This is a genomic window from Croceivirga lutea (assembly GCF_014235875.1).
Classification (GTDB): domain Bacteria; phylum Bacteroidota; class Bacteroidia; order Flavobacteriales; family Flavobacteriaceae; genus Croceivirga; species Croceivirga lutea.
Genome location: NZ_JACJUK010000002.1, coordinates 337,748 through 354,176, shown reverse-complemented (window position 1 = coordinate 354,176; position 16,429 = coordinate 337,748). Strand labels below are relative to the sequence as shown.

General features: G+C 34.4%; 16 protein-coding genes. 12 read left to right on the top strand and 4 right to left on the bottom strand.

Annotation, left to right across the window (positions count from 1 at the left end; genetic code table 11):
* Positions 1-2: 2 nt before the first annotated feature.
* Together H5V42_RS05105 and H5V42_RS05100 are read right to left on the bottom strand one after the other, a co-directional pair.
* Positions 3-2,075: a M16 family metallopeptidase gene (locus tag H5V42_RS05105; protein ID WP_185782049.1), complete on the bottom strand. Its 2,073-nt coding sequence runs from the start codon at positions 2,073-2,075 to the stop codon at positions 3-5.
* Positions 2,076-2,083: 8 nt separating this feature from the next.
* Positions 2,084-3,406 carry a M16 family metallopeptidase gene (locus tag H5V42_RS05100; protein WP_185782048.1) on the bottom strand — a complete coding sequence of 441 codons (1,323 nt, stop codon included), beginning with the start codon at positions 3,404-3,406 and terminating at the stop codon, positions 2,084-2,086.
* Positions 3,407-3,561: 155 nt separating this feature from the next.
* Here H5V42_RS05100 and H5V42_RS05095 point away from each other — a divergent pair, with 155 nt between their 5' ends.
* The 3 genes from H5V42_RS05095 to rpmA all read left to right on the top strand — a co-directional run bounded on the left by H5V42_RS05095 (position 3,562) and on the right by rpmA (position 5,083).
* Positions 3,562-4,002 carry a DUF4199 domain-containing protein gene (locus H5V42_RS05095; RefSeq protein WP_185782047.1) on the top strand — a complete coding sequence of 147 codons (441 nt, stop codon included), beginning with the start codon at positions 3,562-3,564 and terminating at the stop codon, positions 4,000-4,002.
* Between the two features lie 121 nt (positions 4,003-4,123).
* Entirely contained in the window at positions 4,124-4,792 is a 669-nt protein-coding gene (gene rplU / locus H5V42_RS05090) for a 50S ribosomal protein L21 (RefSeq protein WP_185782046.1), read from the top strand.
* 27 nt (positions 4,793-4,819) lie between these two features.
* Positions 4,820-5,083, top strand: coding sequence for a 50S ribosomal protein L27 (gene rpmA, locus H5V42_RS05085; RefSeq protein ID WP_185782045.1), 264 nt, complete (start codon positions 4,820-4,822; stop codon positions 5,081-5,083).
* A gap of 281 nt (positions 5,084-5,364) precedes the next feature.
* Here rpmA and ahcY read toward each other — a convergent pair whose 3' ends face one another.
* A complete protein-coding gene (gene ahcY / locus H5V42_RS05080; RefSeq protein ID WP_185782044.1) occupies positions 5,365-6,681 on the bottom strand; it encodes an adenosylhomocysteinase in 1,317 nt (438 codons plus the stop codon).
* Positions 6,682-6,798: 117 nt separating this feature from the next.
* On the opposite strand from ahcY, the gene H5V42_RS05075 reads away from it, so the two are divergent.
* The 8 genes from H5V42_RS05075 (at position 6,799) to H5V42_RS05040 (ending at position 15,286) form a co-directional block, all read left to right on the top strand.
* On the top strand, positions 6,799-7,443 hold the full coding sequence (locus tag H5V42_RS05075; RefSeq protein ID WP_185782043.1) for a 4'-phosphopantetheinyl transferase family protein: 645 nt from the start codon (positions 6,799-6,801) through the stop codon (positions 7,441-7,443).
* A 16-nt stretch (positions 7,444-7,459) separates the two neighbouring features.
* Positions 7,460-7,720: a thiamine-binding protein gene (locus tag H5V42_RS05070; protein WP_185782042.1), complete on the top strand. Its 261-nt coding sequence runs from the start codon at positions 7,460-7,462 to the stop codon at positions 7,718-7,720.
* Positions 7,704-8,342, top strand: coding sequence for a nicotinamide riboside transporter PnuC (gene pnuC, locus H5V42_RS05065; protein ID WP_185782041.1), 639 nt, complete (start codon positions 7,704-7,706; stop codon positions 8,340-8,342). Before H5V42_RS05070 ends, pnuC begins: the two co-directional genes overlap by 17 nt.
* Positions 8,297-10,393: a DUF4301 family protein gene (locus tag H5V42_RS05060; RefSeq protein ID WP_185782040.1), complete on the top strand. Its 2,097-nt coding sequence runs from the start codon at positions 8,297-8,299 to the stop codon at positions 10,391-10,393. The genes pnuC and H5V42_RS05060 overlap by 46 nt, the downstream gene beginning before the upstream one ends.
* A 115-nt stretch (positions 10,394-10,508) precedes the next feature.
* Entirely contained in the window at positions 10,509-10,670 is a 162-nt protein-coding gene (locus tag H5V42_RS05055; protein WP_185782039.1) for a hypothetical protein, read from the top strand.
* A 454-nt stretch (positions 10,671-11,124) separates the two neighbouring features.
* Positions 11,125-13,329: a TonB-dependent receptor gene (locus H5V42_RS05050; RefSeq protein ID WP_185782038.1), complete on the top strand. Its 2,205-nt coding sequence runs from the start codon at positions 11,125-11,127 to the stop codon at positions 13,327-13,329.
* A gap of 2 nt (positions 13,330-13,331) precedes the next feature.
* A complete protein-coding gene (locus tag H5V42_RS05045; protein ID WP_185782037.1) occupies positions 13,332-14,237 on the top strand; it encodes an ABC transporter substrate-binding protein in 906 nt (301 codons plus the stop codon).
* Between the two features lie 65 nt (positions 14,238-14,302).
* The gene (locus H5V42_RS05040; protein WP_185782036.1) at positions 14,303-15,286 is read left to right on the top strand and encodes a Gfo/Idh/MocA family protein; all 984 of its coding nucleotides are present in this window, start codon (positions 14,303-14,305) and stop codon (positions 15,284-15,286) included.
* On the opposite strand, the gene H5V42_RS05035 is transcribed toward H5V42_RS05040, so the two are convergent.
* Positions 15,279-15,716 carry a Rieske (2Fe-2S) protein gene (locus H5V42_RS05035; RefSeq protein ID WP_185782035.1) on the bottom strand — a complete coding sequence of 146 codons (438 nt, stop codon included), beginning with the start codon at positions 15,714-15,716 and terminating at the stop codon, positions 15,279-15,281. The genes H5V42_RS05040 and H5V42_RS05035 overlap by 8 nt on opposite strands.
* A 171-nt stretch (positions 15,717-15,887) precedes the next feature.
* Here H5V42_RS05035 and greA point away from each other — a divergent pair, with 171 nt between their 5' ends.
* Positions 15,888-16,364 carry a transcription elongation factor GreA gene (greA, locus tag H5V42_RS05030; RefSeq protein ID WP_185782034.1) on the top strand — a complete coding sequence of 159 codons (477 nt, stop codon included), beginning with the start codon at positions 15,888-15,890 and terminating at the stop codon, positions 16,362-16,364.
* Positions 16,365-16,429 lie beyond the last annotated feature (65 nt).

Sequence of the window (16,429 nt, the reverse complement as noted above, 5' to 3'; positions counted from 1 at the left end):
GATTATTCAAAATCAGCATCAGAAACTCCTTCATTTACTTTAATATCTTTCACAGTAAATTCAAAATTCATTGGACCTGCAGATTGTAACAATTTGAACGGAAATTTAATTCCAGAAACTTCTTTATATTCTTCAAATTTAACGGTTGCTTGCATAGTTTGGCCTTGAGCCTCTTGTACGGTAACCTCTTGTATTTTTAATCCGCTTTCAACATCATAAAAAGCTGTTTTAGAATCTGAGATTTTAAGCTTATAAGCTTTTTTATCACCAATGGTTTCTACTCCTTCAATCGCAACGTCACCAGCTAAAAGGTAATTTAATTCTGGGAAAGTGGTAGCTTCTTCCTTCATCATATCTAGCTCCTCTTTGGTTAAATCTTTACGTTGCCCCATTTGCATCGTATAGCCCTTGTCGCCATCAATTACTTGTTTTTGAACAGAGTTACCCATCATTCTAACATCTTGTAAAAATTTTTCATTTTCGCTCTTCTTCATTACCAACTCTAAAGTTTGGCCTTGCATACTTGCTTCTGCAGTTAAAGCATAAGACTGTACAGCTTCTAATTTATCTTTACCACCAATAGCTTCAATGTAATTGTTTAAAATATCTTCAGCAGAAATTCCTTCTGGAATAGCGGCATCGTAATTAGGTTTTTCTGTTTTGTCACCTGTTTTGTCGTAGTATAATACGGGAACTTTTTTGCCATTAAATTCAACTTTTTCTAAGTTTTCAATAACATCACTACCCTTGCCAACAACAACAACCCTAGAGTTATTAGCGCTAAAATATTTTTTGGCAGCCTGTTGCACATCTTCTATAGTAATTGCATTAATACGCTCTAAATAAGTCTTGTAGAAATCATCAGAAAGACCCTCGGTTTCAATGTTATAAGCATAGTTAGCAATGGTTTGTGGACGCTCTAAAGCCATAACAAAATTACCAACGTATTTTGCTTTGGCCTGATCAAGTTCTTCTTGGGTAACAGGTGTATCTATAATCTTGTCTACCTCTTTAAGAATTTCTACAACAGAACTATCTGTTACCGCATTACGAACACTTGCTGTTGCTCTAAATGTTGAAGGCCCCCATTTGTTATTGCCAATACCTGAGTAAGAACCATAGGTATAACCTTTGTCTTCTCTTAAATTTAAAAACAAACGAGCTTGCGCACCCCCGCCTAAAATACGGTTAGCTAAAAGTGCATCTAGATAGTCGTCATTTTTCATTTTTAAATCAACAAGATTTTGAACTGATATTTCTGATTGAACTGCATTCGGCATATCAACAAAATTAATTTGCGTGTACTGCGCTTGAGCCGGATTAGAGTAATCTAAACTTGGCGGAGTGGCTTTTGTCCATGGTGTAAAAGCGGTTGTAACTAACGCTTTAGTAGTTTCAAAATCAACATCACCAATAACAATTAAATAGGCGTTCGCAGGCACAAAATAGTCTCTATAGAATTGTTCAACATCAATAAGTCTAACAGTATTGATAGTTTCTTCTGTTAAATATTCACCTCTTGGATGATTTTTACCATATGCAAGTACATCTTGTACTCTACTAGCTATTGCAGAAACGTCACTTTCTTCTGTTTTAATTGCGGTTAAAAGAATATCGCGCTCTTTTTCAAATTCTTCTTCAGTAAAATTTGGGTTAAGTGCAGCGTCTGCCATTAATTCTAATATTCTTGGAAAATATTTAGACAAACAACTAGCATAGGCGCTTTGTGCTCCAATACTAAGGGTAGCTCCTAAAAAATCAACCTCTTCGTTGAATTCATCTTTAGGAATATTTGTAGAACCTTTACCCATAAGGCTACCAGTTAAACTTTGAACCCCAGCTTTTTGACCTTCAAAAATTGGTGGATTATCTAAATTAAGTTGAATAGAAACCCGAGGCAGTTTATGATTTTCAACAACCATTACTGTTAACCCATTGTTGAGGGTAAACTTTTTAGCTTCTTGTAGATTTATTTCTGGAGCAGGACCTGGTTCAGGTTGTTTGCTTCGGTCTATTTGTGCAAATGAAAATGCTACGGATAGACACAATATGGTGGATAATAGTATTTTTTTCATTTTCTTTCTTATTGAGCGTTTTTAGATTCAGGCAAATATTCAAGTTCCAATCTCTGATTGGTATTTAAATATTTAGTAGCAACTTCTTTAATTTCTTCTCTCGTTATTGAACGGTAAATATCAATTTGATTATTAATAAGATTTACATCATCGTATAACATATAATATCTAGCTAGAGAGTTGGCTATACCTTCAACGCTGCTGTTGCTGTTGACAAAGTCGTTTTCAAATTTATTAATGAGTTTTTGATGGTCTTTTTCAGAAATTAAATCTGTTTTAATTTTTTCAATTTCTTCATCAATCTCAGTTTTAAGGTTAGCAAGACTATTTTCACCAACTGGAAGTGCACCAACAATGTACGTACTGTAGTCTTCTTGTGCTACATTAAATGCCAATACTTGTAAAGCCATTTTTTTGTCGTCGACCATTTTTTTGTAAAGCTTAGAACTAGGGCCATCACTTAAATAAGTTGATATCATATCTAAAACATAGGCATCTCTTTCAGTCTGGGCAGGTGTTCTGTAGGCTAAAAGAATCAATGGTATTTGAATATTTGGGTCGTTAAACGTAGCATTCATGGTTTCCTTGATTGGTTCTTCTGAATACGTTTTTCTTTCAATAGGTGCCCCTTTCGGAATAGGACCAAAATAATCTTGAATCATTTTTTTTGTTTCTGTAATATCAATATCACCAGCTACAACTAAAACGGCATTGTTAGGCACGTAATAAATCTCATTAAATCGTTGAAAGTCTTCAAGAGTTGCACTTGCCAAATGGTCTAATGAACCTATGGTTTGCCAACGGTATGGATGATTTTTAAAGAGATTTTTAGAAACCTGCTCAAAAACTCTACCGTAAGGAGAATTGTCTACACGTAAACGTTTTTCTTCTTGTACAACTTCTTTTTGAGTGTCAACACCAATTTGATTTATTATAGGGTGCATTAAACGTTCAGACTCTAACCAAAGTCCAAGTTTTAAATTGTTTGAAGGAAAGGTTTCATAGTAGTAAGTTCTATCCATTGTTGTGTTGGCATTATTGTTACCACCATTAGAAGAAACAATTTTAAACCATTCGCCTCTTTCAATATTTTTTGTGCCTTCAAAAAGAAGGTGTTCAAAAAAGTGTGCAAATCCGGTTTTACTTGGGTCTTCATCTTTACCACCTACATGATACATTACAGATGTAGTTACCACTGGTGCGCCATTATCTTGATGTAAAATAACATGCATACCATTGTCTAAGTCGTACTCTTCAAATTTCACTTCTTGCGCTGTGCTAAAGGTGATAGCGGAAATTAAAAGTGAAAAAAATGCTAAGGGTTTTTTCATTCTTTAGTGTTTAAAAATTCTTTTTCTTGTTGTTAGTATAGCTTTTAGGCCTTTTGTTACAAGGTATTGAAAATAATTATCTCGAAGTAAATTCTAGTTATGAAGTTGTAATTTTCTTACAGCTAAATATTTCTTATATTAAAAGAAAAACTTTAATGAAAAACTTTACATTACCTATCCGTTTTGGAATTGTAGCTTGTGCTGCATTAATAGCCTATTTTTTGGTGTTATCTTTAATGGGATTGCATTCTAATGTATTTTACAGTTTATTTAATGGGGTTATTGTTGGGTTTGCTATCTATGAAGTCATCAAATACACTAGAATTCAAAACACCAATAGCTTCAATTATAGAATGGGTTTTACCAATGGCTTGGTAACCGGTTTTTTGGCTACAATACTTTTTACCATTTTCTTTTCAGTATATACAACAGAGTGGAACCCTGATTTTTTAATCCAGTTGTCTGAAAAATGGGCAAGTGATTATACCAATTTTAAGGCTATTGTGTATTTCACAGTAGCTATAATGGGTTTTGCTACAACGGTAGTATTAACTTTAGCATTTATGCAACTATTTAAGTCATCTAATTCTAAATAAAAATAATTGCTTAAGTTGCATTTTCTTCTTGTAGATTAGGGATTTAGCAGTATATTTGCAGCCCCAAAGTGAAAATCAGCGTATTTTTCAACTTGGTATTTGAAAAACAAAACAAATAACTATGTACGCAATTGTAGAGATGGCAGGGCAGCAATTTAAAGTTGCAAAAGACCAAAAAGTGTACGTACACCGTTTACAAGAAGAAGAAGGTAAAAAAGTTGTTTTTGACAAGGTTTTACTTTTAGATGATAACGGTAGCGTAACTGTAGGCGCCCCAGTCATAGAAGGTGCAGCCGTAGAGGCAAAAATCGTAAAGCACTTAAAAGGCGATAAAGTAATCGTTTTTAAGAAAAAACGTAGAAAAGGTTACAGAAAAAAGAATGGTCACAGACAATACTTAACAGAAATTGTTGTAGAAAGTATTGTTGCTAAAGGTGCTAAAAAGGCTGCTCCAGCTAAAAAAGCTGAAAAGAAAGCTGCGCCCGTAGCAACACCTGCTGCAAAAGCGGAAGCTCCTAAAAAAGCACCAGCTAAGACCAAAGCTAAAGCTGACGACCTTAAAAAGATTGAAGGTATTGGACCAAAAATTGCCGCTACATTAGTAGAAGCAGGTGTAGATACTTTTGCGAAATTAGCTAGCACAGATGCGGCTAAGATTTCTGAGATTATCGCTGAGGTAAGAGGAAACCACGTAACTGATACTTGGCCAAAGCAAGCTGAATTAGCGGCTGAAGGTAAGTGGGATGAGTTAAAAAAGTGGCAAGACGAATTAGACGGCGGTAAAGCATAATTATTAAAGAACTAAAATTTATTTAAAATGGCTCACAAAAAAGGTGTAGGTAGTTCTAAGAACGGTAGAGAATCAGAATCGAAACGATTAGGCGTTAAGATTTTTGGTGGCCAAAAGGCAATTGCTGGTAACATTATTGTACGTCAACGTGGTACAAGACACAATGCTGGTGATAATGTTTACTTGGGTAAAGACCACACGCTTCATGCAAGAGTAGATGGTACCGTAAAGTTTGAAAAAAAATCTGGCGGTAAGTCTTTTGTATCAATTGTACCAGAAGCAGAAGCTTAGTAGCTTTCAATTAAGATATTTTACAACCCTTATCGAGAAATCGGTAAGGGTTTTTTATTTAACCTACTGGTAACGGTTTGGTTAAATTCAATGCAGATTTAAGTGTTAATTTTCACAAACAATAGAAATGTATTTTTAAGGGTATTAACCCTAAAGTTTAAAAAATAGAATCAAGAGTTTATAAAGGCCGTCCAACTACAATTTCAGGTAAGTAGGGCGGTCTTTGAACATAAAAAAAGCCTCAACTATGTTGAGGCTTATGTGTTTCTATCTTTTCAATTTTAATATCTGTAATACTCCGGTTTATAGGGGCCTTCTACAGTTACGCCAATATATTCGGCCTGCTCTTGCTTAAGTTCTGTTAGTTCAGCACCTAATCTAGATAAATGCAAAGCAGCTACTTTTTCATCTAAGTGTTTAGGCAACATATAAACTTCATTTTTATAGTTTTCACTATTATTCCAAAGCTCAATTTGCGCAAGGGTTTGATTGGTAAAACTATTACTCATCACAAAACTTGGGTGACCAGTAGCACAGCCTAAGTTAACTAATCTACCTTCTGCAAGTACAATAACATCTTTGCCATTTACCGTGTATTTGTCTACTTGCGGTTTAATTTCATCTCTTGAGTCACCGTAGTTACCGTTCAACCAAGCCATATCAATTTCATTATCAAAATGACCAATATTACAAACAATGGTTTTGTCTTTCATGGCTTCAAAATGTTCACCACGAACAATATCTTTATTTCCTGTTGTTGTAATTACGATATCAGACTTACCAACAACAGTTTCTAATTTCTTTACTTCAAAACCATCCATACAGGCTTGTAACGCACAAATAGGGTCAATTTCGGTAACCGTTACTATAGCTCCAGCGCCACGGAAAGAAGCTGCAGTACCTTTACCTACATCACCATAACCACATACGGTAACACGTTTACCTGCAAGCATAGTATCTGTTGCTCTTCTAATTGCATCTACCGCACTTTCTTTACAACCGTATTTGTTATCAAACTTTGACTTGGTAACAGAGTCGTTAACATTAATAGCGGGCATTGGTAAAGTTCCATTTTTTACGCGCTCATATAAACGGTGAACACCAGTTGTAGTTTCTTCTGACAATCCTTTTACCCCAGCAGCTAGTTCAGGATATTTATCTAATACCATATTAGTTAAATCGCCACCATCATCTAAAATCATGTTTAAAGGTTGTCTGTCCTCACCAAAAAATAGCGTTTGCTCAATACACCAATCAAACTCTTCTTCATTCATACCCTTCCAAGCATAAACTGGTATGCCAGCAGCGGCAATTGCAGCAGCGGCATGGTCTTGGGTAGAGAATATATTACAAGAACTCCAAGTTACATCTGCACCTAGAGCAACTAAAGTTTCTATCAGCACTGCGGTTTGTATGGTCATATGTAAACAACCAGCGATTCTAGCACCTTTTAAAGGTTGTTCATTTTTATACTCTTCACGTAATGCCATTAAACCAGGCATTTCAGCCTCAGCGAGTTCAATTTCTTTTCGGCCCCATTCTGCCAATGAAATGTCTTTAACCTTGTAAGGAATGTAATCAACTGCTTGTGTACTCATTTTGTGTTTTCTTTTTGTAGCTTCGTTTTTATTAAAATCCTCTCCAATTAAACGGTTTATACCAAAACTAAAAATTGGTAGAGAGCATACAAAGATACAAATTCACAAAGCTAAAAAGTGCCACTTTACAAAACCCTAACAGATTCTCAAAGCAAAGTGCTCATATGGAAAGTAACTGAAACAGAAGTTGCCCTAGCTAATGGTATAACATTAACCACACATTGTCAAAAGAGAATGCTGGGTATGAAATCAGAAATGCATAGAAGAGCATTTTTAAGTATAAGGCATTTACTGGGGTTAGAAGGTTATCAAGATAGTGACCTAATTTATAACCAATTTGGTAAACCGCATTTAAAAGATGGCACTCATATTTCCATTTCGCATTCACATAATTTTACTGGAATTATTTTGAGTGGTACTTGTGAAGTTGGTATAGATTTAGAAAAACATCGTGATAAAATATTACGAATTGCGCATAAATTCACACCAATAGAAGAATATAGAACTATTGCCAATGCTGAGGCATTAATACAAAAACTTACCCAGGTTTGGTGTGCTAAAGAAGCACTGTATAAAATTTATGCCACACCGGGTCTAAGCTTCTTAAAACATATTATTGTTAAAGATTTTGCTTTTGAAGATGATTCAACAGTCGCCGAAATTCTTTATGAAGGTCAAAGCTCTATGTATAGTGTAACTTTCGATAATTTTGAAGGTTTTTCTTTAGGCTATGCTTCAACTTTAAATACTAATCAAAACTAATTTTTATAGTAAACAAATGAATATATCTGTAGAGCTAACCTTAACGCCCTTACAAGACGATTTTGAACCAGCCATAATTAATTTTATCAGAAAGCTTAGAGCTTCGGGTTTAACTATAATTGAGAATCCTTTAAGCACCCAAGTTTATGGAGATTATGATGCTGTTATGGAATTGTTGCAAAATGAAATAAAAGAAGCTTTTGAGTTCATTGATAGAGGCTTGTTGTACATGAAAATTGTAAAATCTGACCGAAGCGAGTATGAACCCCATTTTTGATTGGTTTTTTTCTCAATATGAGGGTGTTCCAACCCACCTAATTGTATTAGAATTTATTGCTGTTATTTTCGGATTTTTAAGCGTTTGGTTTTCCAAAAGAGAAAATATTCTTGTTTACCCAACGGGTATCATTAGCACAGCAATTTTTGTATATATTTTATTGGTGTATCAACTATTGGGTGATATGCTTATCAATGCTTATTATTTTTCAATGAGTATATACGGTTGGTGGTTTTGGACTCGTAAGATTGACGACACCCATTTTATACCAATTACGGTAATGAGCGGTGAAGAAAAACGAAAAGCTTCGTCTCTTTTTTTCATAAGTATAGCATTTGTTTTAGGCGTATATTTTTTCTTTGGTAAACTAGACTCTTGGGTTGCTTGGGTAGATATTTTAACTACAGCAATATTTTTTGTAGGTATGTGGTTAATGGCAAAGAAAAAGCTAGAAAACTGGACTTTTTGGATTATTGGTGATTTAATTTCGGTACCCTTGTATCTTTATAAAGGATTGGTTTTTTCATCATTTCAATACCTATTATTTACCATAATTGCCATTTATGGCTACCAAGCATGGAAGAAAAACTTAGGCAAGAGCCCTCAAGTATTGTTAAAGTAGTACTCTACGGGCCAGAATCTACTGGTAAAACAACCTTGGCTAAAATGTTGGCTAAGCATTATAAAACGCATTGGGTTCCAGAATTTGCACGTGATTATTTGCAAGAAAAATGGAATAGAGAACAAAAAGTGTGTGAATTGCAAGATTTAATACCTATTGCAGAGGGTCAAATACGTTTAGAAAATAAACTTACCAAAACAGCAACTAAAATACTTATTTGTGATACTGATATTTTAGAAACAAAGGTGTATTCTGAAGCTTATTATAATGGGTATTGCGACCCAATTCTAGAAAAATGGGCATTAAAAAATCAATACGACCATTATTTTTTGACCGATATTGACATTCCTTGGGTGCAAGATGACTTAAGAGATAGGCCAGACCAACGAGAAGAAATGTTTAACCTTTTCAAAACAAGTTTGGAGAAATATCAACGTAGATTTACTATCTTAAGTGGTACCAAAGAAGAACGTTTACAAACCGCAATTAACTATATAGACAATACCTTATTTACTATGACAGACTTTACAGCTAAAGACTTAAAACAATTAGAAGAAAAAAATATTACAAAAGAAAAGGTAGCTCAGCAAATAACCACTTTTAAAGAAGGTATACCATTTGTGAATTTAGAAAAAGCTGCAGTTGTTGGAGAAGGTATTGTTAGTGTAGGTTCGCAAGAGCAAGAAGACCTAATTGCATATTATGAAGAAAAGAGTGCTGATTTAACCATTTTAAAATTTGTTCCTGCTTCTGGTGCTGCTTCTAGAATGTTTAAGGCAATGTTCAATTTTATCGATGATTATAATCCATCTAAAGAAAGTTTAGAAGATTATCTAAGCAAAACAGGAGACAAGGCAGTAAAGCAATTTGTTGAGGGAATGGAAAAATTTCCGTTTTACAACAGTTTGCTCGAAAAAATTGAAGGGCAGTATACGAATGAGGGTGAAAAAGCACATGCATTTGTAAAAACAATGCTTGCAGAAGATGGTTTAAACTTTGGATTTTACCCAAAAGGATTATTGCCTTTTCACGTTTGTAAAAGAGGTAACGCTACACCTTTTAAAGAGCATTTAAAAGAAGCCGCATTATATGCAAAGTCTAATGGTAAAGCTAACTTACATTTTACCATTTCGCCACAGCACGATGCTATGTTTAAAGAAGAAGAAAGCATTTCTGCTCCTAGAATTTCTCAAAAGACAGATACAAAATTTACAATTGGCTATTCTTATCAAAAACCATCAACAGATACTTTGGCTGTGAACCTAGATAATACTCCGTTTAGAGAAGAAGATGGGTCAATAGTATTTAGACCAGGAGGGCATGGTGCTTTGATTGAAAATTTAAATGAACAAAATGCTGATGTAATCTTCATAAAAAATATAGATAACGTTGTTATTGATGAAAATTTAGAAGCTGTTGGTAAAAGCAAAAAAATGTTAGGTGGCTTGTTACTAAAGAATCAACAACAAACTTTTGAGTATTTAAAAATGTTGGATGCTTCTATTGAAGCGGATAAACTCAATAAAATAGTTGAATTTGCCCAAAATCAATTAAATATTGTGTTGCCAGAAAATTTTAGTTCCCTATCAATAACTGAAAAAATAGATTTAATAAAAGAAAAGCTCAATCGTCCAATTAGAATTTGCGGTATGGTTAAAAATGAAGGGGAACCAGGTGGCGGACCGTTTTTTATAAAAGATTCAGAAGGGGCTATCTCACTTCAAATAATTGAGTCAGCCCAAATAGATGTGGCTAATGAGCAGCAAGTTTCAATTCTTAGAAATTCAACACATTTTAACCCTGTTGATTTAGTTTGTGGTGTCAAAAATTATAAAGGAGAAAAATTTGACTTAATGAATTATGTTGACCATAAACAAGGTTTTATAACTGGTAAAACCAAGAATGGAAAAGAATTAAAGGCATTAGAATTGCCTGGATTATGGAATGGCGCAATGGCTTTCTGGAATACAATTTTTGTGGAAGTTCCATTGGTAACCTTTAATCCGGTTAAAACGGTAAACGATTTATTAAAGCCTTCTCACCAATCGTAATAACCTAAAAAACAAAGAGTTAAAATAATTCCTGAAAATTTTCAGGAATTTTTTTTGCCCAATTGTGACCTTTTCAAAAATGTGGTGTCTTATAAATGTAAAACACTAACAAACAATGGAAGCATTCTTTAAATCGGCAATCTTAGGATTAGTATTGGTAGCAACATTAACAATTACAGCACCACTACTTAATGCAGCAGAGCAAGATACTAAAGAAGAAATGCCTTCAGAAGAAGAACTAGAAGACAATAAAGTTAAATATACATACTCCGAATAGGCCGCAAGGTCTCGGATTTTTGGTTGGTTGATTGATTGGGCCGTAAAGAGCATTCGATACGGCCCTTCTTAAAAAGAAACAAAAGAAGAAAGAAACACTATACTAAATCCCCCATTAACGCCCCGATGATTGGGCGATGCTATGCACACTAACCATGCATTGCCAAAACCTTGCAAAAGGTTAAGACCGCTAAGGCGGTCTTTTTTTGTTATTAAAATTTTAGCGCTTACATTTGCAGCCATCTCAAAGGGGTGCTTCATTAGAGGCTGAGATTATACCCATTGAACCTGGGCAGGTAATGCTGCTAAGGGACAGAGCGTTTAAAAATATCTTCTAGATATTTTTAGCAAGAAACTAGCTAGTAAGCTGTCAAAAAAACCTTGCATTGGGTCGCTCAAATAAAAATCATTTTTAACCAGAATAATAGCCCCTTTTATTCGTAAACTATTTACGGATGAAAAAATCTATTTTCACAATCATGGCACTGTGTGGCCTCTCGTTATCGATAAATGCACAGCAAAATCAACAACAAGATACCACTCAAGGTAAACAAGTAGTGTTAGATGAAGTTCTAGTGCAAGCAGTGCGTGTTACTAAAGAATCTCCGGTAACGTTTTCTAATTTAAACAAAGAAGAGATTGCGCCTCGTAACTTAGGTCAGGACATTCCAATTTTAATGAATTTTTTACCTGGTGTAGTCACCACTTCAGATGCCGGTGCCGGTGTAGGTTATACGGGCATTAGGGTAAGAGGTAGTGATGCTACTAGAGTTAACGTAACTATAAATGGTATACCGTATAATGATGCGGAATCTCAAGGAACATTTTGGGTAAACATGCCAGACTTTGCATCATCCACGCAAAGCTTGCAATTACAGAGAGGTGTGGGTACATCAACAAACGGGGCAGGTGCATTTGGAGCTAGCTTAAATCTACTTACAGATGCTTTTTCTGAAGAGGCATACGGCCAAATCTCTAGTTCTATAGGTAGCTTTAATACATTAAGAAACAATATCAAGTTCAGTACAGGTTTATTAAATAACCACATAGAAATATCTGGTAGACTTTCTAGAATTACCTCTGACGGATATATAGATAGAGCTTCGTCTAAATTAGAGTCCTACTTTTTACAAGGTGCTTATAAAGATGACAATACATTAATAAAAGCTTTGTTATTTGGGGGGCATGAAATTACCTATCAATCTTGGTATGGTTTTGAACCTGCTTATGTTGAAGCATTAGGAGAAAATCCGAATATTGAAGAAAACAGAACTTTTAACGTAGCTGGCGTTTATTTTGATGATGCAGGTAATATTCAATTTTATGAAAATGAAGTGGATAATTATAAGCAAGACCATTTTCAGTTGCATTGGAATGAGCAACTAAATAGCAACTGGAACTCCAATATTGCATTACATTATACTAGAGGCAGAGGCTTTTTTGAGCAATTTAGAGAAGATGATGACTTTGAAACCTATGGTTTTCAGCCATTAACGGTAGATGGTGAAGAAATTAACACCACTGATTTAATTAGAAGAAGATGGTTAGATAATGATTTTTATGGTGTGGTGGCTTCTATAAATTATAAAAGTGAAAACTTACAATTAATATTAGGCGGTGGTTATAACCAATATAAAGGAGACCACTTTGGCGAAGTAATCTGGGCTCGTTTTGCGAGTAATAGTGATTACAGAGACCGTTATTACGATGATACTTCTACAAAAACCGATTTTAATACCTATGCAAAGGCAATTTATAATCTAAATGATAAGTGGAGTTTGTTTGGTGATTTACAATACCGAGGGGTTACTTATGAAGCTGAAGGAGAAGATACAGGTATTGTAGATGATAGTTTTAATTTTTTCAATCCTAAGGCAGGATTAACCTTTGATTTAAATTCAAATAATAATTTTTATTTCTCTTATGCTAGAGCTAACAGAGAACCTAACAGAAACGATTATGAAAACGGTAACCCTAGACCAGAAAAGTTAAATGATTTTGAATTAGGTTGGCGGTATATAAATCCGTCTGTTCAAGTAAATACCAATGTGTATTACATGAGATACAAAGACCAGCTAGTTTTAACGGGAGAACTTAATGATGTTGGAGCACCTTTACGCGCAAATGTAGGAGATAGTTATAGATTTGGTTTAGAGATAGATGCAACAGTTGCTTTAGGAAATAAGTGGGTTATTAGACCAAATATTGCTTTAAGTAGTAATAAAAATATCGATTTTGTATTTCAGAGAGACGGCGTAATACAAAACTTAGGTAATACTAATATTGCATTTTCGCCAGATGTTGTTGCCGGTAATATCATAGGATTTATGCCGAATCAAGATTGGCAAATTTCATTACTGTCTAAATATGTTGGTAAACAATTTATGGGTAACATAGATTCAGAAAGTTCTGCTTTAGATGCGTATTCACAAACCGATTTTAATGTACAGTATACACTTCCTGTAAATGGGTTTGTAAAAAGTATTGTTTTATCTGGTTTAGTAAATAACATATTCAATCAAGACATTATTTCTAATGGATATTTCTACACATTTGATGATGATTTTTCTCAGCCTGGAGTAATTACTACAGTTGAAGGAGCTGGTTTTTACCCCCAAGCAGGAACTAACTTTTTATTAGGTGCAACTCTAAATTTTTAAAGTTGAAAAAATTACGATTGGCTTTAGACTGGACTCCCAATAGCAATCATATTGGATTCTTTGTGGCTCAAGAGAAGGGCTTTTATGCTGATGTTGAAATAGCTTTTGAAATAATTAATCCGGCGTTAGATAATTATGCTAGAACTCCAGCCAAAAAAGTAGAATTAGGCAATGCAGATTTAGCGTTATGTCCTTTTGAAAGCGTTATCAGTTATCAAACCAAAGCTGTTACGTTTGATGCGGTTGCCATTGCCACTGTTTTTCAAGAAGATTTAAGCGCCATAGTGGTTAGAAAAGATTCAAACATTAAAAGCCCTAAAGACTTAGATAATTGCAGTTATGCTTCTTACAAAGCTCGTTATGAAGATGAAATTGTAAAACAAATGATTAAGAATGATGGAGGTGAAGGAAGCATTCGGGTAGTTTATCCACAAAAATTAGGTATTTGGCAAACCATAGAAAATACAACCTATGACGCCACATGGGTTTTTATGAACTGGGAAGGCGTAGAAGCTACGTCTAAGGGTCTAGTTTTACGAAGCTTTAAACTGTCAGATTTCGGAATTCCTTATAGCTATTCTCCAATAATAATGGGTTCTAGAACAAGAGTAGCTAAGTCTAAAGAAGTCTATGCTAATTTTCTAAGCGCAACAAAGAAGGGGTTTTTATTTAGTAAAGATTATCCTAATGAAGCGGCTGAGATTTTAAAACCGTTTTTACCTAAAAAAGACAGACAAATAGATTTAATAGATTCATTAAAAATTTCTGCTTCAGCCTTAGAAAATGAGGATAGTTGGGGAGTTATGAGTAAAAAACGAGTACAAGATTTTATTAATTGGCTTAATTTAAATGAATTGGAAACAACCAAATTAAATTTTGATGATTTAGTTTATCCAAATTTGATTTAATAGAATAAGACAATATTTTAAGAAGCGTGGAGTGAAATTTCCACGCTTTTTTTGTTATTTGAGCTATGCAATTTAAAAAACCTATTCGTTGGGGAATTATTGGTTGCGGAAATGTAACCGAACTTAAAAGTGGACCACCATACCAACTAACTCCAGATTTTGAGTTAAAAATGGTTATGCGTAGAAACAAAGCAAAAGTAAAAGACTACGCTTTAAGACATCAGGTTCCCTACTATACTACAGATGCTGATGAACTTATTAATAACCCAGAAATTGACGCTATTTACATTGCTACACCACCAGATACTCATAAGTTTTATGCCCTAAAAGTTGCTCAAGCCAAAAAACCATGTTGTGTAGAAAAACCAATGGCTCCTTGCTATAAAGATAGTTTAGCTATATATGAAGCTTTTAAGAGTCAAAATATTCCTCTGTTTATAGCTTATTACAGACGGTCACTCCCTCGTTTTTTAAAAATAAAAGAATGGTTAGATGACCATAAAATAGGAGAGGTTCGGCACTTAAGTTGGCTTAAAACTAGAACCGCTAGTCCAATAGATTTAAGTGGAACTTACCATTGGAGGACAGATTCGGCCATAGCACCAGGCGGATATTTTGATGATTTAGCAAGCCATGGTTTAGATTTATTTTGTTTTTTATTAGGTGAAGTCAAAGAAGCTACCGGTATTGCTACAAATCAATTAGGTTTATATTCTGCCAACGATGCAATAACGGGTTCTTGGATGCATAAAAACGGAATTATTGGTACAGGTACTTGGAACTTTGGTAGCCATGAGCCAAAAGATGAGGTGGTTATTACGGGTGATAAGGGAGAAATAACCTTTTCAGTATTAGATGAAGCACCAGTTACTTTGGTTAACAAAAATGAAAGACTGATGCTAACAATTCCACATCCTAAACATGTGCAAGAATTTCATGTTCTTAATATTAAAAAGCATTTGTTTGGAGAAGCTGTACACCCTTCTACAGGAGAATCTGGACTACATACGAGTTGGGTAATGGATAAAATTTTAGGGGTAATTAATTAGACACAAAAACAGAATTACCATTGTAAGAAGTTCTGTAAAAAAGTAAATCATAGTACTGTTGACCATCGTCTGGTCTATTCAAAAACTGTCCGTTAAATAAATTGTATTCAAAGTCATCACAAGAGCAACGAACATTTTGACCATCTAAAATCATGGTAGAGCAACTATTAGGAGCATGGTTAGGGCAACTTGCTTCAAAAGCAAAAAATTGGTCTGGGCTAACTTGCATAACAAAAATTCCTCGTATACCCACACCATCAAGACCTACGTAAACAGGATTTCCAATATTATTTAAATTGTTATAAAGGGGTAGGCTAAGATTTAAATCAAAGCTAAAATTGGTTTCTTGTAAGAACGGATTTCGGTTAGCGCTATCGTCATCACAAGAAAATACTAAAAGAGTGATTATCAGTAAGAATAGATTTCTCATCACTTAAAATTTGAGTAAAAATGAACAAAAATTATATATATTTGCGTTAAATCCTCGCTAAAAGCCCTTTAGTGGCCCAAGTTGGGGATTTTTCATTTATAAAACCAAAGCGCATCGAGAGAGCCCAAAATAAAGGTTTTCTACGGTGTCTTTTTGTCTAAAAATATAGTTATGAGTAAAGTTTCATACTACACAGAAGAAGGATTGAAAAAGCTCAGAAAAGAGTTAGATTATCTAAGAGATGTAGAAAGACCAAAGGCTTCACAAGCAATTGCTGAGGCAAGAGATAAAGGAGATTTATCTGAAAATGCAGAATACGATGCTGCTAAAGAAGCTCAAGGATTACTAGAAATGAAGATTGCAAAAATGGAGGAGACTTTAGCTAGCGCTAGAGTAATAGATGAGTCGCAATTAGATACTTCAAAAGTTCTGGTATTATCTACAGTTAAAATTAAAAACCCAGCTAACAATATGGTGATGACATATACTTTGGTAGCTGAAAGCGAAGCTAATTTAAAACAGGGTAAAATATCTGTAAATTCTCCAATTGGCAAAGGCCTCTTAGGTAAATCTGTTGGTGATATTGCTGAGGTAACCGTGCCAAATGGAGTTATGAAGCTTGAAATCTTAGAGATTACTCGAAATTAGGCTCAATTTTACTTTAAATCTATTAATTTAATCCCGTTGATTGTCAATGGGATTTTTTTTGAACT

Bases quoted from the DNA above. Each gene is read 5' to 3' on its own strand.
- H5V42_RS05105 (WP_185782049.1), bottom strand. From the start codon at position 2,075: ATGAAAAAAATACTATTATCCACCATATTGTGTCTATCCGTAGCATTT.
- H5V42_RS05100 (WP_185782048.1), bottom strand. From the start codon at position 3,406: ATGAAAAAACCCTTAGCATTTTTTTCACTTTTAATTTCCGCTATCACC.
- H5V42_RS05095 (WP_185782047.1), top strand. From the start codon at position 3,562: ATGAAAAACTTTACATTACCTATCCGTTTTGGAATTGTAGCTTGTGCT.
- rplU (WP_185782046.1), top strand. From the start codon at position 4,124: ATGTACGCAATTGTAGAGATGGCAGGGCAGCAATTTAAAGTTGCAAAA.
- rpmA (WP_185782045.1), top strand. From the start codon at position 4,820: ATGGCTCACAAAAAAGGTGTAGGTAGTTCTAAGAACGGTAGAGAATCA.
- ahcY (WP_185782044.1), bottom strand. From the start codon at position 6,681: ATGAGTACACAAGCAGTTGATTACATTCCTTACAAGGTTAAAGACATT.
- H5V42_RS05070 (WP_185782042.1), top strand. From the start codon at position 7,460: ATGAATATATCTGTAGAGCTAACCTTAACGCCCTTACAAGACGATTTT.
- pnuC (WP_185782041.1), top strand. From the start codon at position 7,704: ATGAACCCCATTTTTGATTGGTTTTTTTCTCAATATGAGGGTGTTCCA.
- H5V42_RS05060 (WP_185782040.1), top strand. From the start codon at position 8,297: ATGGAAGAAAAACTTAGGCAAGAGCCCTCAAGTATTGTTAAAGTAGTA.
- H5V42_RS05055 (WP_185782039.1), top strand. From the start codon at position 10,509: ATGGAAGCATTCTTTAAATCGGCAATCTTAGGATTAGTATTGGTAGCA.
- H5V42_RS05050 (WP_185782038.1), top strand. From the start codon at position 11,125: ATGAAAAAATCTATTTTCACAATCATGGCACTGTGTGGCCTCTCGTTA.
- H5V42_RS05040 (WP_185782036.1), top strand. From the start codon at position 14,303: ATGCAATTTAAAAAACCTATTCGTTGGGGAATTATTGGTTGCGGAAAT.
- H5V42_RS05035 (WP_185782035.1), bottom strand. From the start codon at position 15,716: ATGAGAAATCTATTCTTACTGATAATCACTCTTTTAGTATTTTCTTGT.
- greA (WP_185782034.1), top strand. From the start codon at position 15,888: ATGAGTAAAGTTTCATACTACACAGAAGAAGGATTGAAAAAGCTCAGA.